We start from the raw sequence: 21,292 nt of genomic DNA, 5'->3' as shown, positions 1-21,292 counted from the left end.
CTTCCCTTTGGGAATTGCTTAAAACCAGTACTGGGATCCGGCGGGCTCGCGCCAGAAGAACATTTCGGTTGGCCGTCACGGCAAGAGTGATTGCGCGGTGGCGGGAAAATGGGGCACATCGGCTGTTCGATCAAGCCGCAACCAGCAAGGCAGCAATCCCCTGGACACGGGTGCAACCCCAGCCGACGCGAGACCCTTCGCCGTCACCAACCGTTCGGTGCTCGCCATCGCCGTGCCGATGACGCTCGCCTATCTGACGACGCCGCTGCTCGGCATCGTCGACACGGCGGTGGTCGGGCAGTTCGGCGATGCCGCCCTGCTCGGCGGCCTGGCGGCCGGGGCCCTGGTCTTCGACGTCGTCTTCAGCACCTTCAATTTCCTGCGCTCCGGCACCACCGGCCTCGTCGCCCAGGCGTTTGGGCGCGGCGACGAAACCGAGGAGCAGGCGGTGTTCTGGCGCGCCGTGCTGATCGCGGCCGCCGCCGGCATCGTGCTTGTCGTCCTTGCGCCGCTGATCGCCATCGCCGGCCAGAAATTCATCGGCGGCGAAGCGCGCGTCGGCGAGGCGATGGGCGTCTATATCCACATCAGAATGCTCGCCGCCCCCTTCACGCTGATCAACTACGCCATCCTCGGCTATGTCCTTGGACGCGGCGAGGGCGGGCTTGGGCTGATGCTGCAGGCGGTGCTCAACGGCATCAACATCGTGCTTTGCATCCTGCTCGGCCTGAAGCTTGGCTGGGGCGTCGCCGGCGTGGCCTGGGCGACCGTCACCGGCGAATGTCTGGCCATGCTGCTGGGTCTCGCCATCGTTGTCTGGCGGTTCCGGGCCGCACCCCGCCTGCCGCGGCATCGCCTGCTCGACATGCCCGCTTTCCTGCGCATGCTGTCGCTCAACCGCGATATCATGATCCGCTCGTTCTCGCTGCTCGCCGCTTTCGCGCTGTTCACCCGCCAGGGCGCGCAGTTCGGCACGCTGACGCTGGCCGCCAATGCCGTGCTGATGAACTTCTTTCTCGTCGCCGGCTATTTCCTCGACGGTTTTGCCACAGCCGCCGAGCAGTTGGCGGGACGCGCGATCGGCGCACGCGCCGAGACGGCGTTCCGCCGGGCGGTGCGTCTGACCTTGTTCTGGGGGTTCGGCCTCGCCGGAACCGCGACGCTGATCTTCTGGCTCGGCGGCGCCGGCCTGATTTCTTTGATCACCACGTCGCAGGACGTTCGTGCTGCTGCCGACATCTATCTGCCGTGGGCGGCACTGACACCGTTGAGCGGCGTGCTGGCCTTCCAGATGGACGGCGTCTTCATCGGCGCCACGTGGTCGCGCGACATGCGCAACATGATGCTGGTGTCGTTCCTGGCCTTCAGCGCCGCATTGTTCAGCTTGGCGCCGTCTCTCGGCAATCGCGGCCTGTGGGCGGCGCTGCACGTTTTCCTGCTGGTGCGCGGCTTCAGCCTGCTGGCCATCCTGCGGCTCAGGCTGCGCACGGCTTTTTAGAGCGCCTTGGCAGCCCACTGATCGAGCCGGCTGTCGCGCAGTTCGCGCAAAGACGTCAGCCTTTCCTTTTCTGCAAAGCGCACCATGCCTGAAAGAATGCGGCCTGGCAGCGCGGGGCCGGCATAGATCATGCCGGTGTAGAGTTGCACCAGATCGGCGCCGGCGCGGATTTTTTCCAGAGCCGTCTCGGCAGAATCGACACCGCCGACGCCGATGATGGCGCACTCCGGCCCGAGCAGTTTGCGCATCTTGGCCAGCACGATCGTCGAGCGTTCGAACAGCGGCTTGCCGGAGAGCCCTCCGGTCTCGCTGGTGGTGCTACGCAATCCGGTCCGCGCCAGCGTCGTGTTGGAGACGATGACCCCGTCGATCTGCTTTTCGCTGACCTCGGCGGCGATGTCCTCCAGCTCGGCCTCGACCAGATCAGGTGCGATCTTGAGGAAGATTGGTGGCTGGGCCGATGCCGAGGCACGCGCCGATACGACGCGAGCCAGAAGTTCGCCGAGCTGTTCGCGCGCCTGCATGGTGCGCAGGCCGGGCGTGTTGGGCGACGAGATGTTGACGGTGAGATAGCTGGCGTATTTCGCAAAGCGGGAAACGCCCAACTCATAGTCACGGACACGATCGGCGCTGTCCTTGTTGGCGCCGATGTTGACGCCGACAATGCCGCCGCGTCCCTGGCGCGCGGCAAGGCGTTTTTCCGCCGCCTCGTGGCCCTCGTTGTTGAAGCCCAGGCGGTTGATCACCGCGTCATCCTGGGTCAGCCGGAAGATGCGCGGCTTCGGATTGCCCGCTTGCGGCAGCGGCGTCACGGTACCGACTTCGGCAAAGCCGAAACCGAGCCCAAGCAGCGCGTCCGGTACCTCGGCGTTCTTGTCGTAGCCGGCGGCCATGCCGAGCGGATTGGGAAAGGCGATGCCACAGAGGCTGACCTTCAACCTATCGTCTCGCACCACCCGTGCGCCGACCGGCAGACCGCATCGCAGCGCCGCGATCGACATGCCATGCGCCGTTTCAGGGTCGAAGGTGAACAGCAGTTTCTGGCCGATGCGGTCGAACACGCTCATTCGGCCTCCAGCGCCGGGAATTGATGCGTGCCGTCGGCGCCCAGCGGCAATGGCCGCACCCACAGGACTGTCTTCAGGTCGAGCTCGCCGTAAAGATGCGGAAACAGCGCGCCGCCCCGCGAGACCTCGTACTTCAGCGCGTCACCGAGCAGCGCCCCGTCGATGGCGATCAGCAGCAAATCCATCTGGCCGGCGAAATGCTTCGCTGCCGTCTCCCTGGCCTGATCAGCGGTGGAGAAATGGATGAAGCCGTCGGCGATGTCGATCGGAGCCCCGGTGAAACGGCCGTTTTTCTCGGCCGCGCGCCAAAGCGCTTCGGGCGCGATCTTGTAGATGATCTGAGACATTGTTGCGCTATAAAGCAATTCCAGGAAAAGTGTGAAGCGGTTTTCCGCCCGGAATTGCGTTAAAACAAGGAGATAGAGCGGAGCGCCGTGGAACGGCGACCCGCTCTGGTCCGGATGGCTCATGCGGGGAAGGGCAACTCGTCCGCATTTACGGCGCAAAGCTGTGATAGGTTGCGCATACTGGCTCGTGGAGGATGGAACATGCGTCTGCAGCACATACTGATCCCCGCCGCACTGGTCTCGCTGGTCGCGGCATCGGCCTGGTCGGAGGAGGCCGACCACTACCGGCTGGAAAAATCGGCCAACGGCTATGTCCGCATGGACACCCGGACCGGCGCCATGTCGATCTGCGAGGAGCGCTCCGGCCAGCTCGTCTGCAAGATGGCGGCCGACGAACGCGCCGCCTTCCAGGACGAGGTCGAGCGTTTGCAGGCCTCGATGAAGGCCATGGACGAACGCGTCGCCAGGTTGGAGAATTCGCTGTCGGCCCGTCTCGAGTCGAAATTGCCGAGCGAAGAGGATTTCGACAAGACGATGAGCTATATGGAGCGCATGCTGCGTGGCTTCATGGGCATCGTCAAGGAGATGGACAAGGACAATGGCGACGGCGCCAAGCTCAACTCGCAAAAGACCTGAGCTGCCCGGCGCAAAGTGCCGTCCGGCCATTGCCGCTTGAAAACAAAGCGCTTCGCCGCATAATCGTCCGATCCCGTAAAAGCCGTCAATCGATAACGAAGTTTGGGCAACAACGGGATTTGGGGAGGAACATTTGCCGTCGGGCTACACCTTCGTCATTGCCGACGACCATCCGCTGTTCCGCGGCGCCTTGAAAGAGGCGCTTGCCGGCGTCGGCGATGTCGCCGCCATTCACGAGGCCGGCGATTTCGAAAGCGCCAAGGCCCTGGTCGTGGCCAATGAGGATGTCGACCTGGTGCTGCTCGACCTGTCGATGCCGGGCGCCAGCGGCCTGTCCGGTCTGATCGCGTTGCGCGGCATCCACCCGGCGGTGCCGCTGGTGGTGGTGTCGGCGCACGACGACCCGGTGACCATCCGGCGCGCGCTCGATCTCGGCGCATCCGGCTTCATCTCCAAATCGGCCAGCATGGAGGAAATCCGCAGCGCTGTGCAATCGGTGCTGGTAGGCGATATCGCAGCCCCCGTCGGCATCGACCTCGGCGTCGAGCGCGACCCGGAAATATCCGACCTGATCAAGCGGCTGCAGGCGCTGACACCGCAGCAGACGCGTGTCCTCGGCATGCTGGCCGAAGGCCTGCTCAACAAGCAGATCGCCTACGAGCTCAGCGTCTCCGAAGCGACGGTCAAGGCGCATGTTTCGGCCATCCTGCAGAAGCTCGGCGTCGACAGCCGCACCCAGGCGGTGATCCAGCTGTCCAAGATCGGCAGCGATCCGTTGCAGCCAGCAGGCTAAAGCGCATCGCGCTGAACGGATTCATGCGACCCGCTTTAGCTCTTGTTCGATGCATGTCGTGGTCCCAGAACCGGGGCACACTTCTGGGCGACATGCATTGAACCCTACTCGGCCGCCGATGCCAGCGGCCTGACCCTTGCCATCATGGAACGCAGCACGGCCGGCTTCAGCGGCTTGTTGATCACCGGCACGTCCAGGGCGGCGGCAGCGGCACGGACCTCGGTGGAGCGGTCGGCGGTGACCAGCACGGCCGGCAGGTCCGAACCATGGATGTCACGCAGGCGGGCGATGATGTCGAGGCCGCTTCTGCCATCGAGATGATAGTCGGCAAGCACGATGTCGGGACGATCGGCCCTGCCAAAATCCTCCGAACCCGAAAACGTGCCGATGCTGCAGCCCCAGCCCTCGAGCAGAAGCCGCATGCCGTCGAGGATGCGAGCGTCGTTGTCGATGCACATGACGCGCAGGCCGGCCAGCGAATTCGCGGTGCGGGCAGGCGCCTTCGGCTCGACCTCGCGCCGCGGCGCCTCAACCGCCGCAACCGGCAGGATAACGGAAAAGCGCGTACCCTTGCCCGGGTTGGAAAAGATCTGGATCTCGAGCCGCAGCACCCGCGCGATGCGGTCGACGATGGACAGGCCAAGGCCGAGACCTTCGGCCTCGCGCACGCCTTCGTCCAGCCGGGTGAACTCGTTGAAGACCGTGTTCAGCTTGTCGCCGGCAATGCCGATGCCAGTGTCGATCACCTGGATTTCGGCGAGTTCGCCGCGCCGTCGCACGCCGACCAGGATGCGGCCATGGGGGGTGTATTTGATGGCGTTGGAGACCAGATTCTGGATCAGCCGGCGCAGCAGGTTGCGGTCCGTCAACACGCTGAGCGACGAGGCTATGATCGTCAGATCGAGTTTCTTTTCGGCGGCGAGCGGCTGAAAATCATTGCCGATCTGGCGCAGCAGCCCGTCCAGGCGGAAGGCGCTGTCGTCCGGCTTCATTGCGCCGGCGTCGAGGCGCGAAATGTCGAGCACGGCGCCCAGGATCGTCTCGACCGATTCGAGCGAGGATTCGATGTTGACAGCAGCCTTCCCGGCCGGGCCCTTGCCGGCCTTTTCGATCAGCGACGAGCAGTAGAGACGGGCGGCGTTCAGCGGCTGCAGGATGTCGTGGCCAGCGGCGGCGAGGAAGCGCGTCTTGCCCAGATTGGCCTCCTCGGCCAGCATCTGCGCCTGCGCCAGCTCCTCATTGACCCGGGTCAACTCCTCGTTAACCCTAGTCAGTTCGATGGTCCGCGTCTTGACCCGCTGCTCCAGCGATTCATTGGCCCGCTTCAGCGCCAAATCCTGTTCGACGCGTCCTGATATGTCGGCATAGGTGGCGACGATTCCGCCGTCCGGCATCGGGTTGGAGCGCAGTTCGAGGATACGGCCACTGGTCTTCAACTCCATCTGCCATGGGCTGACGAAGCTGGTCAGCCGGTTGAGCATCGCCACGCGCTGGTCGGCCGGAATATCGCCGCGCTCGGCGAGGTGGCGCAGGATGCGGTCGAGCGAGACGCCGACCTGGCCCATCTCGTCGGGCAGATCGAACAGCGCGCGATATTGTCTGTTCCAGCAGATCAGACGAAAATCGCGGTCGAATACGGTGATGCCCTGCTCCATCTGGTCGAGCGCGATCTGCAGCAGGTCGCGATTGTGCTGCAGCGCTTCGGTGGCGTCGTCGAGCAGGCGAAAGGCGTCCTTGGACTCGCGGTCGTTGCGGCGAAACAGCAGCGACAGGATCAGCCGCGCCGAAGACGAGCCGACCGCGCTCGCCAGCAGCTGCTCGGAAAAGCGGATGACATCCATGCTGGCCTGCTCATTGCCGTGCAGCGAGACGCCATTGCTTTTCTCGAAGGATTGGAAGGAGCGCTCGGTGCGCTCGACGCCGAGGTAGCGCGAGATGGTGTCCTTCAGCACGTTGACGGTGATGGCGGTGCGGAAGCGGCGCAGGCTGGGCATCGGGCCGGATTCGCGCGGCACGAAGATCGACGCCTGGATCCGCTCCAGCGGCACTGACGCGCGCGACAGCGAGCCGAGCACGAAGAACAGCGTGTTGACCGACAGGCTCCAGAGCACGCCGTGGTTCAACGGTTCGGCGACGGTGCCGAACAGAGCCTGCGGCCGCAGCGCCTCGAAACCGAACAACCCCTGCACGACGATGTCCGCGTCGGCTGCCGAGAGCGACGGCAAAAGCAGCGTATAGCCCCAGACGAGGATGCCGGCGACCATGCCAAGGGCCGCGCCGCGGCCATTGGCGCCGCGCCAGATCAGCCCGCCGATCAGCGCCGGCGCGAATTGGGCGATTGCCGCGAACGACATCAGGCCGATCGACGACAGCCGCGCCGAGTTGGTGCTTTCGCGGTAGTAGAGGAAGGCGATGAACAACAGGATGAAGATGGCGCCGCGCCGCACGTTGAGGATCAGCGTCGACCAATCCTCATTCTCAGAGGTCGTGGTCTTGAGCAGGCGGCGCACGAACAGCGGGATGACGAGGTCGTTGGAGATCATGATCGACAGCGCCACGCTTTCGACGATCACCATGGCGGTCGCCGCCGACAGCCCACCGATGAAGGCGGCCATGGCGAGGAAGTCATGGCCGCCGAACAAGGGCAGCGCCAGCACATAGAGGTCACTGGTGGTTTTGGCGCCGACCAGCGCCAGGCCGGCGAAGGCGATCGGCAGCACGAACAGGTTTATCGCCACGAGATAGAGCGGAAACACCCAGGTCGCGGTGCGAAGTTCGGCCTCGCCGCGGTTCTCGACGATGGTGACGTAGAACTGGCGCGGCAGCATGATGATGGCAAAGCCGCTCAGGCAGGTCAGCACCAGCCAGGTGGCGAGCGAGGTGTTGTAGCCCATGGCCTGCCGCACCTGGCTGTTTTCGGCCAGCTTGTCGATCATGTCGCCCGGGCCGCCGAAGATCAGGAAGGTGACCATCAGGCCGATCGCCAGGAAGGCGGCGAGCTTGACCACGGTTTCGACCGCCACCGCCAGCACCAGCCCGTCCTGGTGCTCGGTGGCGTCGGCATGGCGGGTGCCGAACAGCACCGCAAACAGCGCCAAGAGCATGGCCACCACCAGCGAGATGTCGCTGACGAAGGGATCGAAGGAGGGCGGCGATCCCGTATAATGCTCGACCATCAGGCCGACCGAACCGGAGATCGCCTTCAATTGCAGTGCGATATAGGGCACCGCGCCGATGGTGGCGATCAGCGTGGCGATCGCCGAGACGGCAAAGCTCTTGCCGTAGCGCGCGCCGAGGAAGTCGGCGATCGAGGTGATCTTCTCGCTCTTGGCCAGCCGCACGATGCGATTGAGCAGCGGAAAGCCGAACACGAACACCAGCACCGGCCCGGTGTAGATGCCCAAAAATTCGAGGCCGCGCTCGGACGACAGGCCGACCGAGCCGAAGAAGGTCCAGGAGGTGCAGTAGATGGCGAGGCTGAGCGCATAGATGAAGGGCCGGGCGCGGCCGGGTCCCAACGCCGTCGACCGCCGGTCGCCAAGGCTGGCGATGACGAACAGCAGCGTTACATAGGCGACCGCAATGATGACGATGAACCAGCCCTGCACGACCCGAAAATCCTCCTCGGCCAGCTTTCACCCCGGCCTGCCCAGAGGCAATCACAGCTCTAAGGTCAAGTCCATCGCGGCTTTCGGCGCATGGCCGCGACGCCGCCCTGTCGAACCGTGACCTAAGGTAAGGAGAAAGCGGTGTTTTCCAGCTTTTGCTTCTGTTGCAACCGCAGGTTTTTGTTATGGTGCGCACGGGCCGACGCCGGAGGGACGGCGGCAGCGCGGTCCGTCATGACAAGGAGGGTCGAATGCTGAAAGAATTCCAGGAATTCATTTCCAAAGGAAATGTGATGGACCTTGCGGTCGGCGTCATCATCGGCGCGGCCTTCAGCAAGATCGTCGATTCTCTTGTCAATGACATCATCATGCCTTTCATCGGCGCACTTGGTGGCGTCGACTTTTCCAACTACTTCATAGGCCTCTCATCAACAGTGCATTCGACCAATCTTGCCGACGCGCGTAAGGAAGGCGCGGTGTTCGCCTACGGCAATTTTATCACCGTGGCGCTGAATTTCGTCATCCTGGCTTTCATCATCTTCCTTATGGTCAAGGCCGTGAACAACATGCGCAAGCGGCTCGAGCGCGAGAAGCCGGCCGCACCTGCGGCTCCGCCGCCGGCTGACGTCGCACTGCTCACCGAAATTCGCGATCTCCTCGCCAGGAAATAGACAAGGCCAGATTTCTGGACCAAAACCCCGGTCGTTCGCGGCCGGGGTTTTCTGTTGCCGCATCTGCTAAGAGCATCCGCCAATGCATGTCGCCCATAAGTGCGCAGCGGTTCTGGATAATGACATGCATCAAAGCGGACATCAAAACGGACCTGTCATGACCCTGATCGATAGCTTGCGCGCCGAAGCGGTGGCCGCCCCCGAAAGCGGCATTGTCGCCGTCGTCAATTACGGCCGTACGCGCGAGGGCATGATCCCGCTCTGGGCCGGTGAAGGCGATTTGCCGACGCCTGCCTTCATTTCGGAAGCCGCCGCCAAGGGGCTCGCCAATGGCGAGACCTTCTATACCTGGCAGAAAGGCATTCCGGAGCTGAGGCAAGCGCTTTCTCGCTACTATGCCAGGCATTTCGGCAAGAGCTTCGCCGAAGAGGAATTCATCGCCACCGGTTCCGGCATGCATGCCATTCAGTTGGCATTAGCCGCGGTCGCCGGCAGCGGCGACGAGGTGGTCTATCTCTCCCCGGCCTGGCCGAATTTCGCCGCCGCCGCCGGTATTTCCGGCGCTACCCCGGTTGCGGTCACGCTCGACCAGTCGGGCAATGGCTGGTCCTGCGATGTCGACAAGATTGCGGCTGCGGTGACGCCGCGCACCAAGGCGCTGTTCGTCAACACGCCATCGAACCCCACCGGCTGGACGGCCGATAAGGAAACGCTGCAGGCGATCCTGAATCTCGCCCGCCAAAAGGGTCTGTGGATCATCGCCGACGAGATCTATTCGCTGTTCCACTACGGCCACGGCCGTGCGCCGTCCTTCCTCGACATTTCGACCGCGGAAGACCGCATCCTGTTCGTCAACTCCTTTTCCAAGAACTGGGCGATGACCGGCTGGCGCGTCGGCTGGATCAAGACCCATCCCGAGCTGCAGCAGGTGTTCGAGAACCTGATCCAGTATTCGACCTCAGGCGTCGCCCAGTTCATGCAGCGCGGCGCCGTCGCGGCGCTGGACCACGGTGATGCCTTCATCGTCGAGCAGGTGGAGCGCGCCAGGAAAGCGCGCGACCTGGTCTGCGATATTCTCGGCGCAACCGGCAAAGCGCGCTTCACCGTGCCGCAAGGCGCGTTCTATTTGTTTTTCACGGTCGACGGCATCACCGATCCGCGCCGGGCTGCTTTCGACATCGTCGACAAGGCCAATGTCGGCCTGGCGCCGGGCACCGCCTTCGGCCCTGGCGGAGAGGCGTTTTTGCGCCTGTGCTTCCACCGCCGCCTCGACCAGCTCGAGGAAGCGGCACATCGCTTGGCGGGATGGATGAGGACGGTTTGAGATAAATGGGCGGCGGCTTCAGCCGCCCGACTTCGGCACCAGCAGTGGCACAATCCGGTCGCTCTTGGCGACAGTGGGCCGTCCGGCGGAGCCGTAGGGAATGCCCAGCGCATCCCATGTCTCGACCAGCGCGTCCTGAAGTCCCGCAATCAGCGCATCGGTATGGAACGGCGTCGGCGTGATGCGCAGCCGCTCGGTGCCGCGCGGCACGGTCGGATAGTTGATCGGCTGGATGTAGATGCCGTGCACGCCGAGCAGACGGTCGCTGGCCATCTTGCAGAGTTCGGGGTCACCGACCAGCACCGGCACGATGTGTGTCGGCGATTCCATCACCGGCAGGCCAGCTGCAGACAGAACCTCCTTGGTCCGCGACGCCTGGTGCTGTTGCGCATCGCGCTCGGCCTGCGAGCGCTTGAGGTGGCGGATGGACGTGGTGGCGGCGGCGGCGACGGCCGGCGGCAGCGCCGTGGTGAAGATGAAGCCCGGCGCATAGGAGCGCACCGCGTCGATGACGGCGCTGTTGCCGGCGATATAGCCGCCCAGCGTGCCGAACGCCTTGGCCAGCGTGCCTTCGATGATATCGATGCGGTCGGCAAGCCCCTCGCGCTCGGTGATGCCGCCGCCGCGCGGTCCGTACATGCCGACGGCATGGACCTCGTCAATATAGGTCATGGCGTTGTAGCGTTCGGCCAGTTCGACGATCTGCTTGATTGGCGCAATGTCGCCGTCCATCGAATAGACGCTCTCGAACACGATCAGCTTGGCGCGTTCGCGGCCCGCCGCCTGTAGCAGGCTTTCGAGATGCGCGACGTCATTGTGACGGAAGATCTTCTTTTCGGCGCCCGAGCGCCGCACGCCTTCGATCATCGAGGCATGGTTGAGCTCGTCCGAAATGATCAGGCAGTTGGGCAAAAGCCGCGCAATGGTCGAGATCGACGCTTCGTTGGAGACGAAGCCGGAGGTGAAGACCAGCGCCGCTTCCTTGTCGTGCAGGTCGGCCAGTTCCAGCTCGAGCTCGACCAACGGGTTCGAGGTGCCGGAAATGTTGCGGGTGCCGCCGGCGCCCGAACCCATCTTGCCGGCCGCGTTCTGGAAAGCGGCGATGACATCGGGGTTCTGGCCCATGCCGAGATAGTCGTTGGAGCACCAGACGGTGATTTCCTCGGCGCGGCCGTTGGAACGCCAGATAGCGCGCGGAAACTTGCCGACAATGCGCTCGAGATCGGCGAAAACCCGGTAGCGCCGCTCGGCGTGGAGCTGATCGATCGCTTCCTCAAAGAACCGCTGATAGTTCATGTCGCCTTCCCAGTTTTGCGCGGGATCATAATCGTTGGCCCATTCGTCGTCCACCGGGCCGTTTTGGTCAAAATGCCACGCCCCAAGCCTGTTCCTAACGACCCCGGATCGTGGCCTATTCCCTTGATGTGGATCAATTTTGTTTCCGTACGATGCCACAGGCCGGTGAGACTGTTACGGATTTAACATTCAGGCGTTTCTAATGGCCTTGCCGCAGGCTTTCCAGTAAGGCGGTGATTGAGACAGTTTCCGATAAATCATGAGTAAAAGAGGACACGGATGACGGTTTTGGTAACGGGCGGCGCCGGTTATATCGGCAGCCACATGGTCTGGGAACTGCTGGATGTCGGCGAGAGCGTCGTCGTTCTCGACCGCCTTTCCACCGGCTTCGAATGGGCGGTAGCGCCGGAAGCCAAGCTTGTCGTCGGCGATGTCGCCGATAGGGAATTGGTCGGCCAGATCATCCGGGATAACGAGGTCGACGCGATCATCCACTTCGCCGGTTCCATCGTGGTGCCGGAATCGGTTGCCGACCCGCTCGCCTATTACGAGAATAACACCTCCAAGACCCGCACGCTGATCGAAACCGCGGTGCACGAGGGCGTGCCGCATTTCATCTTCTCCTCGACCGCCGCCGTCTATGGCGGCGCCGGCCTGGAGCCGGTGCGCGAGGATGCCCGCCTGGCGCCGGAATCGCCCTACGGCCTGTCCAAGCTGATGAGCGAATGGATGCTGCGCGACGCAGCGCTTGCGCATCCCTTGCGGTACACGGCGCTGCGCTACTTCAACGTCGCCGGCGCCGATCCCAGGGGCCGGACGGGGCAGTCGACGCCTGGCGCCACGCATCTGATCAAGGTCGCCTGCGAGACCGCGCTCGGCAAACGCCCCTTCATGCAGGTGTTCGGCACCGATTATCCGACGCCGGACGGCACCTGCATGCGCGATTATATCCATGTCAGCGACCTGGCCGCGGCGCACCGGCTGGCGCTGCAGCGCCTGCGCGCCGGCGGCGGCAGCCTCGTCGCCAATTGCGGCTACAGCCACGGCTATTCGGTGCTCGAGGTCATCGACAGCGTGCGGCGCGCCTTCGGCCGGGATTTCGAGGTCAAGATGGGCGACCGGCGCCCCGGCGACGCCGCCGCCGTGGTTGCCAATTCGGACCTTGCACGCGCCGAACTCGGCTGGACCCCGCAACGCGACGACCTCGACCAGATCGTCGCCGATGCACTCGCCTGGGAGCGTATCCTCACCGGCAAGAACTCCGCGCGGGGCTGAGCCGGGCACTTCCGAGGGCTCGCAAGGCGCGCAGCGAAGCGCTATTGAAGGCATTGGCGATGCGGCGTGGAGGCGCTGCGCCGCGAAGAGGGGGTGGCATGAAGATAACGGTGCTTGGAGCCGGTGTTGTCGGTACCGCGGCCGCCTATTATCTGGCCGCCGACGGCCATGAGGTCACCGTTATCGAGCGCCATCCGGCGCCGGCGCGCGGCACCAGCCAGTCCAATGCCGGCCTAGTGTCGCCGGGCGACGCCACCGCCTGGGCCTCCCCGGCGGCGCTGAAGACCTTCCTGCGCGCGCTCTGGAACCATGATCTCGGCATCAAGGTCAGGCTGCGCTTCGATCCCTATTTCCTCGCCTGGAGCCTGCGCTTCCTGCGCCAGTGCACGGTGGCGCGCCTGCGCGCCAACAGCCAGGTCAAACTGCGCCTGGCGCTCTATTCGCGCGACTGCATCAACGCGCTCTCCGACGCCACCGGCATCCACTATGACGAGCGCAAGAAGGGCATTCTTTATTTCTTCCGCTCGCAGCACAGTCTCGACACCGGCACCGACAACTACCAGTTTCTCGCGAAGCATGGCCTGCCGATCGAGATCGTCGGCCGCGACCGGCTGGTCGAACTTGAGCCCGGGCTCGCCGGAGTGAAGGAAAAGATCGCCGGCGGCGTTTATTCGCCAATCGACCAGACCGGCGATTCCAGGATATTCGTCGATGGGCTGGCCGCCTATGCCGCCGAAAAGCTCGGCGTCAGATTCCTGTTCGACACCACGGTCGAGGGGCTCGACATAGAAGGCGATCGGGTGCGTGCGGTCATGACATCGGCCGGCCCGGTGACGGGCGACGCCGTCGTCATCGCCATGGGCCCCGAGAGCGGCCTGATCGGCCGCCGCTACGGTATCGACCTGCCCGTCTATCCGGTTAAAGGCTATAGCGCGACCATCCCGCTGGAGGACGAGAGCAAGGGACCGACCATGGGCGGCGCCGACGAGGACCGGCTGGTTGGTTACTCCAGGCTCGGAAACCGCCTGCGCATGTCCTCGACAGCCGAGTTCACCGGCTTCGACCGCAGCTTCAAGCTCAGCGACTTCAAGTCCATGCTGAGCACCGGCAAAGACCTTTTCCCCGGCGCTTTCGACGAGAAGAAGGCGCTGTTGTGGGCAGGTCTGCGACCGATGATGCCCAACTCGGTGCCGGTCATCGGCAAGGCGAAATACAAGAACCTTTACCTCGACACCGGCCACGGCCATGTCGGCTGGACCATGGCCTGCGGCTCGGGCAAGTTCCTGGCCGACCTCGTCGCCGGCCGCAAGCCGGAGATCGACCCGCAAGGGCTGGTCTACGGGAACTGAGGGAGCTCTAGTCGTCGTGTTGGCATCGAGTCCATTCGTCGTGCACCCATTCGGCAAGCCATCCGCGCTCAAGCTGGCCAATCTGTGCCAAGTTTTCCTGCCTGGCGGTCAAATGGCCGAGACCGATAACTTCGAAACCTCCGCAGTCCGCGGGGTGATCATGTTCGCCGCAGGTCAGTTGCCACTCACCATCGAAATGATGAACGACCAGCGTCACCGGCCTCTCCGATCGAAAGACGTGCCCACATACAATTGCTCTGGTTTCCAACATTGAGACCGTCACTGCGCAAAGTTTGACAAATATCGTACGACGATCTGGAAGATGCATCTGACTGACAGATTCTACAAACCCTGAGTGACGAAATGTCGGGACCGCAAGTCGCTATCGACCTTGGCCGCATCGAGCGCAACGCCCGCACCATCGTCGAACGCTGCGCATTGTCTGATATCAAGGTATTCGGTGTCACCAAGGGCACATGCGGCATGCCGCAGGTGGCGCGGGCCATGCTGCGCGGCGGTGTTGCCGGCATCGCGGAATCGCGTTTTGAGAACATTCGGCGGCTGCGCGACAGCGGCATCAATGCGCCGGTCATGCTGCTGCGCAGCCCGCCCATGGCGCGCGTCGAGGAGGTCGTGCGCACCGTCGACATCAGCCTGCAGTCGGAACTGACCACCATCCGCGAGATATCGCGCATTGCCGAGCGCATGGGCCGCGTCCACGACATCATGCTGATGATCGATCTCGGCGATCTCCGCGAAGGCATCTGGCCAAGCGACCTGATCCCCACCGTCGAGCAGATCCTGGAATTCAAGGGCGTGCGCATCGCCGGCATCGGCACCAATCTCGGCTGCTTCGGCGCCATAATGCCGACCCCGGAGAACCTTGGCCAACTCGTCGCCCATGCCTACAAGACTGAGCGCCTGTCCGGCAAAAGCCTCGACTTCATTTCCGGCGGCGCCTCGTCATCGCTGACGCTGCTGCTCGAAGGCAAGCTGCCGCCCGGCATCAACAATCTGCGCGTGGGCGAGGCGATCCTGCAAGGCGGTGTCGAAACCTTTCGCGACGTGCCGTGGCCCGAACTCGAACCCGATGCCTGCCGGCTGACCAGCGACATCATCGAGGTCAAACTCAAGCCTTCGCGGCCGATCGGCACATCCGGCTACGACGCCTTCGGCAACCAGCCGGTCTTTGCCGACGAGGGCGACCGGCTGCGCGCCATCGCCAATATAGGCCGCGAGGACGTGCTGGTGGAAGGGCTGACGCCGATCGCCAAAGGGGTGAGGGTGCTCGGCGCTTCCAGCGACCATCTGCTGCTCGATGTGCAGGATGCCGATCCGCGACCCACCGTCGGCGACCGCGTCGCCTTCCGCATGAATTATGGCGCCATGCTTCTGGCGATGACCTCGGAATATGTCGAGAAGGCGCCGATGCACGACGTCGCGGATTTCTCCGGCCGCAAGATGGTGTCGATCTCGGCCGAACCGGAAGCCGGCGGGATTATCGCCCGCGAGGGAACCGGCGCGCGGCTGGAGGCAATGAATTTCGACGTGGTCGAACTCGCCGACGTCGAGCGGCCGCCCTCGGGCCTCGTCCGTCTCGCCGCCGGCGCAGATCGCCGTATCGCCCACAAGGCGCTGACCGCAACGGCGCGGGCGACGCATTCCTTTGGCCTGATCTGGATCGATTCCCTCGCCGCCCTGATGCCCGAGGACGAGGAGGCCGAAGACATGCCTGAAGTCTCGGTGCTGGCCCGCGCGCTCGGTCTCGATCACAAGCCCGGCGCGCTGCAGCCGCAGCTGTCGCCGGAAAATGTCGTCATCGTGGGCCTGCGCCATGCCGATCCGGCGGAGGCAAGGGTGCTCAAGGATTCGCGTGTCTCGGCCTTCACCATGACCGACATCGACGCCATGGGCATGCGCGACCTCATGCATGAGGCGATCCGCATCGCGACGTCGGGCACGCAGGGCTTTCACGTCAGCTATTCGCCGACGGCGACCGAATTTACCGGCTGGGCTGCGGGCTCGGGCGGGCTGACGGTGCGCGAGACGCATCAGGCAATGGAGGCGATCTCGCTGTCCGGCGGTCTGCTGTCGATGGATGTTTCCGGGCTGACCGCCGGTCTGGAGCCGCGGATCGGCGCCGACGCCGTCAACTTCGTCATGTCGGCCTTTGGGAAGCGGATTTTGTGATCAGCCTTGCGCGTCGACTGCCGCGCGCCACGCGGTGACATAGGCCGCCCAGACCGGGTCGGTCTGCGGCTCAATTCTTTCGCCCTTGCCGTGCGTCACTGGCTGATCGGATGCGAGCAGTGCCGCGCCGATGCTGGTGCCGGTGGCCGCCTCGGAGGCGATGACGATGCGCGCGGTCGCTGCCGCCAGCATGCCGACAAAGAGCCGGTTGCGAGCAAACGGTCCTTCCACGGTGGTCGGGCCGTCGGCGCCGATCAGCTCGAGGCAGGTCGCCGTCATCAGTGCCAGATAGAAGGAAATGGCGGCGAATCGCTCGCCTTTGCTGATGCCGTCGGCATCAAGCCATTCCGCGGCATGGTGCGGGAACGGTCCCGATCCCTGCTGCGTAGAAGGTAAAAGCAGCATTTTTCCGGTCAGAACGGCCAGCACCTCGCTGCCGCTGCAGTCCTGCGGCTTGTCCTTGGTCAGCTGGGAAAACTCGCGGCCACCCATGAACCGCGCCGAGGGGACGGGAGCGCCAAGCGCGCTGACATTGACCAGCGTGTCGCGCGCAGCATCGAGCGCAATCTCTCTGCCGCCGACCGCCATCGATACCACCCAGGTGCCGGTCGAGACGACCGAGAAGGGCGGCTCGTCGGACAGAAGATGCGGCAATAGGGAGGCGTTGGAATCGTGCAGGCCACAGAATACCGGGGTCTGCGGATCGAGCCCGGTGCGCGCGGCAAGCGCCGGCAGGATCGGGCCGAGCTGGTCCCTGGCCGGCCGCACCGGCGCCATCAGCCTGCGCCAATCCAGCCTGTCGACCATCGAGGAAAAGTCCGCCTCCCAAGGGCTCCACAGATCGGTGTGGCAGCCGAGCGAGGTCACCTCGTTGGCGGCAACGCCGGTCAGGCGCAGCGCCCAGTATTGCGGATACATCAGCATCGCGGCGGCCTTGGCGAATTCGGTGGGGAAACGCTTCTCAAGCCAGAAGAATTGCGCGCCGAGATTGAGACCGACCGGCAGGCGCGGTGTACCGGTTTCGGCGAAGGGCGGACGAACAGCATCATACTCCGCCGCCAACCTGTCGGGGCCATCGAACTCATAGTCTAGGACAGGCAGCACCAGCTCGCCCGAGGCGTCGACCAGCACGCCGGTCGCACCATGCGTGGTGATCGAAATCGCGTCGATACGCTGTTCGCGGTCGAGGCTGGCAAGGCTGTTGAGGATAAACGTCCACAGCGCCTCGACATCGTGATGCGGATAGGGCGCTTGTCGCAGCGGCGCGTTCGCCATGCGGCGCAACCCCACCTCGCTCAGCGTGACGAGATCGACCAGCGCCACCTTGGCGTTGGTCTTGCCGATGTCGATGACGGCGATGTGGCGCAGCGCACTCATGCCATATGGAACATTGTTTCCAGGGGGATGGCCACCGGTTGGTTGTCCGGCCTGGTCTCCATGATGTCGGCCATGTGCGCCCACCAGCGCTGCATCACCGGGTGCTTCGGCAGGTCGGCCATGCCATGGTCGTCGCGCCGCCACAGCACGCCGAACAGGATGTTGGTGTCTTCATCGAGATGGATCGAATAATCGGCGACGCCGGCCTCTCTCAGCAGCGCCACCAGCGACGGCCAGATCTCATCGTGGCGCTTTTTGTACTCGGCTTTCATGCCGGGTTTGAGCTGCATCTTGAAGGCGTATTTCTCAGGCATCAGCTGTTACCACGCAGCTGTCGCCAGACGATCGGCAGCGCGATGACGAAGATCAAGAGCAGGCCGATGAAGATCGACATGACGATGCCGGGCACGTTGAGCAGGCCGAGGCCGAAGGTCACCAGCCCCATGATAAAGGCGGCGAGCACGACGCCGAGAATGCTGCCGGCGCCGCCCAGAATGCTGACGCCGCCGAGCACCACCATGGTGATGACTTCAAGCTCATAGCCCTGCGCGATCGACGGCCGCGTCGAGCCGAGCCGCGAGGTGATCAGCACCGAGGCCATGCCGGCCATCAGCCCGGTCAGGCAAAACAGGATGAATTTGATGCGGCCGACACGAACGCCGGAAAACTGTGCCGCGACCGGATTGTTGCCGATGGCAAAGACACGGCGGCCGAAGCTGGTGCGATGCAGCAGGAACCAGTAGGCGACGGCCGCGATGAGGAAGAGCACCAGTTCGAACGACACCACCCACCAGACATAGCCCTGGCCGAAGAAAGCAAAACTCTCGGGATAGCCTTTGTAGGCCTGATCGCCCAGGATGATGAAGGCAATGCCGCGAAACAGGCTCATCGTGCCGATGGTGACGACGATGGAGGGCAGGCCGAGCCTTGTCACCAGGAGCCCGTTGAAGGCGCCGCAACCGAGCCCGACGACGATGCCGATAGCCACCAGCACCGGCGTGTCGGCGCCGGCCTGCACCGCCATGCCCATCATGGTCGAGGCGAGCGCGATGATGGCGGCGACCGACAGGTCGATCTCGCCCGAAATGATCAGCAGCGCCATCGCGAAGGCGATCAGGCCTTTCTCGGTGAAATTGAAAGTCAGATCCGACAGGGAGTAGGCGTCGAGGAAATAGGGCGAGGCGAAGCTGTTGATGGCGAAGATGGCGACCGCCACGACGACCAGCAGCGCCTCCCAGGAAAAGATCGCCGAGGAGAGCGGCTTGTCGAGCCGGTCGGGAATGTGGCGCGGGGCGGGGGTGTCGGTCATGCCACTTCCGCTTTCCTCAGGATAATCCGCCCCTGCTGACGTTCGCCACGCGCGTTGAGCACGACGGCCAGGATGATGGCGCTGCCTGAAATCGCCATCTGCCAGAAGGGCGAGATGTTGATGACGGGCAGCGCGTTGGAAATGATGCCGAGGAACAGCGCGCCGAGCACCGCGCCCCCGACCGAGCCGATGCCGCCGGCAATCGAAATGCCGCCAATGACGCAGGCGGCGATGATATTGAGTTCATAGCCATTGGCGACCTCGACCGAGGCGATGACATAACGAGAAATCCAGAGATAACCGGCGAGCCCGCCGATCATGCCGGAAATGCAGAAGACGATGAATTTGGTTCGGCCGACATCGATGCCGGCATAGACCGACGCCGTCGGGTTGACGCCGATGGCATAGATCGAACGGCCAAGCGCCGTTCGCGTCATCACCACGAAGAACAGCGCGATGACCAGTATGGCGATCCAGGACAGAACCGGAATGCCCAGGAAAGCTGCGCGCTGGAAGCCGATGAACTCAGGGCTCATCTTGTCGGCATTGACCCAGGCGCCGCCGGAGAGGACGAAGGTGGCGCCGCGATAGATGGTGAGCGTGCCCAGCGTCACCACGATCGAAGGGATGTTCAGCCGCCACACAAGCAGCCCGTTGATGGCGCCGAGCACCAGTCCGACGGCCAGCGCAATGACGATCAGCAGCGGGATCGGGATCGCCGGATGCGCCGCGTTCAGCATCGCCACCACCATGCCGGTGAAACAGAGGTTGGAGGCCATTGACAGGTCGATGGAGCGGGTCAGGATGACCACCATCTGTCCCAGCGCCAGGATCATCAGGATCGATGTGTCGTTGAACACCTGGGCGAGATTGCCGGGGTCGGCAAAGGCCGGGAAGCGCGTCGAGATCATAGCAATCAAAACGACGATCGCCGCTGCCAGCCAGATCTCGCGGAATTTCAGGAGAGCCTTCATGCCGCGATCCCCGCTGCCGTCCGGACCAGCGTTTCGGCGTCCAGCCCCTTATTATCGTAGACCGCCGCAACCAGCCCTTCGCGCATGACGACGACGCGGTCGGACATGCCCAGAATCTCCGGCAGTTCCGACGACACCATGATCACCGACAGGCCCTGCGCGACGAGCTCCGCCATGAAGCCGTGCACGGCGGCCTTGGAGCCGATGTCGATGCCCTTGGTCGGCTCGTCCAGGATGATCACCTTGGGCGCTGTCGCCAGCCATTTGGCGATGACGATCTTCTGCTGGTTGCCGCCCGACAGCGTGCCGATATCCTGGCTCAGCGACGAGGCGCGCAGGTCTAGCCGCTCGGTGTAGGAGCGGGCGAGCGCGAATTCGTCCGACAATCGCAGCAGGCCGGATTTGGAGGTGCGCTTGAGCGAGGGAAGCGAGACGTTCTGGAAGATCGGCAGGCCGATCACCACGCCCTGCTTGCCGCGTTCCTCCGGCACGTAGACGATGCCGGCTTCGATGGAATCCGCCGCCGATTTCGGCGTGATCACCTTACCTTCCAGCGTTATCGTGCCGCCCGATATGCGGGTGATGCCTGAAATCGCCTGCATCACCTCTGACCGCCCGGCGCCGACAAGGCCGTAGAAACCGAGGATCTCGCCCTTGTGCAGTTCGAAGCCGATGTCGTTGAATTCGGTCGGGTGCGAAAGGCCAGCGACCGACAGCACAGGCGCGCCGATCTCGGCCTTGCGTTGCGGAAAGATGTGATCGACCGAGCGGCCGACCATCATGCGCACGATCTGGCTCTGGCCGGTATCCTTGATAAGGCCCTCGCCAACCATCTCGCCGTCGCGGAACACGGTGTAGCGATCGGCGATCCGATAGATCTCGTCGAACTTGTGGCTGATGAACAGGATCGCCTTGCCTTCCTCCTTGAGGAATTCGATCAGCAGGAAAAGCTCCTCGATCTCCTTCATCGAAAGGGCTGCGGTCGGCTCATCCATGATGACGATCTGCGCATCGATCGACATCGCGCGAGCAACCGCTACCAGATGCTTGTTGGCGATGCCGAGGTCTTTCAGCCGCGCATCGGCGTCGATATGGCCGGCATGCATGGTGTCGAGCACTTCGCGCGCGTGTTTTCGCATGGTGCGCCAGTCGATGGTGCCTAGCCGCGTGCGCGGCGCATGGCCGAGAAAAATGTTTTCGGCGACGCTCAGATCGTCGAACAGCACGGTTTCCTGATGAATGGCAGTGACGCCGTGGCCGAAGGCGGCATGCGCGCTGGGCAGGGTGACGGCCTGGCCGTCAATGCTGATCGTGCCGGCGTCCGGCTGGTAGATGCCGGTCATGATCTTGACCAGCGTCGACTTGCCGGCGCCGTTTTCACCGATCAGCGCCGTAACCTGGCCGGGGTAAAGCGACAGGCTGACATTGTGCAGCGCGCGCACGCCGGGAAAGCTTTTGGAGACGCCGGACAGCGTCAGGCGCGGGGCAGGACCCGTGGGCTCCTCCTTCGCAATGCCGTGCTGGGCTGTCGTGTCCATATCCGTATCAAGCCCTGAAACAAGGTCCGTTTAAAGTCGC

The 21,292-nt window shown here is 63.8% G+C and carries 18 protein-coding genes; 8 read left to right on the top strand and 10 right to left on the bottom strand.

Features of this window, described 5'->3' with window-relative positions; genetic code table 11:
- Positions 1–160 precede the first annotated feature (160 nt).
- Positions 161–1,498: an MATE family efflux transporter gene (locus ACYG9Y_RS21185; RefSeq protein WP_023730976.1), complete on the top strand. Its 1,338-nt coding sequence runs from the start codon at positions 161–163 to the stop codon at positions 1,496–1,498.
- On the opposite strand, the gene ACYG9Y_RS21180 is transcribed toward ACYG9Y_RS21185, so the two are convergent.
- Positions 1,495–2,565, bottom strand: a complete 1,071-nt coding sequence (locus ACYG9Y_RS21180; protein WP_023738222.1) for a quinone-dependent dihydroorotate dehydrogenase — start codon at positions 2,563–2,565, stop codon at positions 1,495–1,497. The genes ACYG9Y_RS21185 and ACYG9Y_RS21180 overlap by 4 nt on opposite strands.
- On the bottom strand, positions 2,562–2,912 hold the full coding sequence (locus ACYG9Y_RS21175) for a DUF952 domain-containing protein (protein ID WP_023738223.1): 351 nt from the start codon (positions 2,910–2,912) through the stop codon (positions 2,562–2,564). Before ACYG9Y_RS21175 ends, ACYG9Y_RS21180 begins: the two co-directional genes overlap by 4 nt.
- A gap of 201 nt (positions 2,913–3,113) precedes the next feature.
- On the opposite strand from ACYG9Y_RS21175, the gene ACYG9Y_RS21170 reads away from it, so the two are divergent.
- A complete protein-coding gene (locus ACYG9Y_RS21170; RefSeq protein ID WP_023732402.1) occupies positions 3,114–3,548 on the top strand; it encodes a hypothetical protein in 435 nt (144 codons plus the stop codon).
- A gap of 133 nt (positions 3,549–3,681) precedes the next feature.
- Positions 3,682–4,341 (top strand): response regulator transcription factor, encoded by a 660-nt coding sequence (locus tag ACYG9Y_RS21165; protein WP_023681935.1) that lies wholly within the window; start codon positions 3,682–3,684, stop codon positions 4,339–4,341.
- A 104-nt stretch (positions 4,342–4,445) separates the two neighbouring features.
- On the opposite strand, the gene ACYG9Y_RS21160 is transcribed toward ACYG9Y_RS21165, so the two are convergent.
- Positions 4,446–7,949, bottom strand: a complete 3,504-nt coding sequence (locus tag ACYG9Y_RS21160) for a PAS domain-containing hybrid sensor histidine kinase/response regulator (protein WP_023738224.1) — start codon at positions 7,947–7,949, stop codon at positions 4,446–4,448.
- A gap of 251 nt (positions 7,950–8,200) precedes the next feature.
- Between ACYG9Y_RS21160 and mscL the strand changes: the two genes are divergently transcribed.
- Both mscL and ACYG9Y_RS21150 read left to right on the top strand, forming a co-directional pair.
- The gene (mscL, locus tag ACYG9Y_RS21155; RefSeq protein ID WP_023681933.1) at positions 8,201–8,620 is read left to right on the top strand and encodes a large conductance mechanosensitive channel protein MscL; all 420 of its coding nucleotides are present in this window, start codon (positions 8,201–8,203) and stop codon (positions 8,618–8,620) included.
- 157 nt (positions 8,621–8,777) lie between these two features.
- Positions 8,778–9,944 (top strand): pyridoxal phosphate-dependent aminotransferase, encoded by a 1,167-nt coding sequence (locus ACYG9Y_RS21150; protein ID WP_023669650.1) that lies wholly within the window; start codon positions 8,778–8,780, stop codon positions 9,942–9,944.
- Between the two features lie 18 nt (positions 9,945–9,962).
- On the opposite strand, the gene hemA is transcribed toward ACYG9Y_RS21150, so the two are convergent.
- A complete protein-coding gene (gene hemA, locus ACYG9Y_RS21145; RefSeq protein WP_023738225.1) occupies positions 9,963–11,240 on the bottom strand; it encodes a 5-aminolevulinate synthase in 1,278 nt (425 codons plus the stop codon).
- A gap of 279 nt (positions 11,241–11,519) precedes the next feature.
- On the opposite strand from hemA, the gene galE reads away from it, so the two are divergent.
- The gene (gene galE, locus ACYG9Y_RS21140) at positions 11,520–12,515 is read left to right on the top strand and encodes a UDP-glucose 4-epimerase GalE (protein WP_023730982.1); all 996 of its coding nucleotides are present in this window, start codon (positions 11,520–11,522) and stop codon (positions 12,513–12,515) included.
- Positions 12,516–12,613: 98 nt separating this feature from the next.
- Positions 12,614–13,864: a D-amino acid dehydrogenase gene (locus ACYG9Y_RS21135; RefSeq protein WP_023692518.1), complete on the top strand. Its 1,251-nt coding sequence runs from the start codon at positions 12,614–12,616 to the stop codon at positions 13,862–13,864.
- A gap of 7 nt (positions 13,865–13,871) precedes the next feature.
- On the opposite strand, the gene ACYG9Y_RS21130 is transcribed toward ACYG9Y_RS21135, so the two are convergent.
- Positions 13,872–14,081 (bottom strand): hypothetical protein, encoded by a 210-nt coding sequence (locus ACYG9Y_RS21130; protein WP_023688670.1) that lies wholly within the window; start codon positions 14,079–14,081, stop codon positions 13,872–13,874.
- A 146-nt stretch (positions 14,082–14,227) separates the two neighbouring features.
- Here ACYG9Y_RS21130 and ACYG9Y_RS21125 point away from each other — a divergent pair, with 146 nt between their 5' ends.
- Positions 14,228–16,054: an alanine racemase gene (locus ACYG9Y_RS21125; protein ID WP_023711396.1), complete on the top strand. Its 1,827-nt coding sequence runs from the start codon at positions 14,228–14,230 to the stop codon at positions 16,052–16,054.
- Here the strand turns inward: ACYG9Y_RS21125 and ACYG9Y_RS21120 are convergent, their stop codons facing one another.
- From ACYG9Y_RS21120 to ACYG9Y_RS21100, 5 genes are read right to left on the bottom strand one after another with little or no spacing between them, the layout of a single operon-like run.
- Complete coding sequence (locus ACYG9Y_RS21120) at positions 16,055–17,431, bottom strand: FGGY-family carbohydrate kinase (protein WP_023711395.1); 1,377 nt, start codon at positions 17,429–17,431, stop codon at positions 16,055–16,057.
- A complete protein-coding gene (gene rhaM, locus ACYG9Y_RS21115; protein ID WP_023681927.1) occupies positions 17,428–17,745 on the bottom strand; it encodes an L-rhamnose mutarotase in 318 nt (105 codons plus the stop codon). Before rhaM ends, ACYG9Y_RS21120 begins: the two co-directional genes overlap by 4 nt.
- Positions 17,745–18,740 carry an ABC transporter permease gene (locus ACYG9Y_RS21110; protein ID WP_023715348.1) on the bottom strand — a complete coding sequence of 332 codons (996 nt, stop codon included), beginning with the start codon at positions 18,738–18,740 and terminating at the stop codon, positions 17,745–17,747. Before ACYG9Y_RS21110 ends, rhaM begins: the two co-directional genes overlap by 1 nt.
- Positions 18,737–19,714 carry an ABC transporter permease gene (locus ACYG9Y_RS21105; RefSeq protein WP_023715349.1) on the bottom strand — a complete coding sequence of 326 codons (978 nt, stop codon included), beginning with the start codon at positions 19,712–19,714 and terminating at the stop codon, positions 18,737–18,739. The genes ACYG9Y_RS21110 and ACYG9Y_RS21105 overlap by 4 nt, the downstream gene beginning before the upstream one ends.
- Positions 19,711–21,252: a sugar ABC transporter ATP-binding protein gene (locus ACYG9Y_RS21100; RefSeq protein WP_023738226.1), complete on the bottom strand. Its 1,542-nt coding sequence runs from the start codon at positions 21,250–21,252 to the stop codon at positions 19,711–19,713. Before ACYG9Y_RS21100 ends, ACYG9Y_RS21105 begins: the two co-directional genes overlap by 4 nt.
- Positions 21,253–21,292: the final 40 nt, after the last annotated feature.

The organism is Mesorhizobium sp. W050, assembly GCF_054719535.1.
The sequence above is the reverse complement of the archived record's forward strand: the minus strand, read 5'-3'. Positions and strand labels throughout refer to the sequence as shown.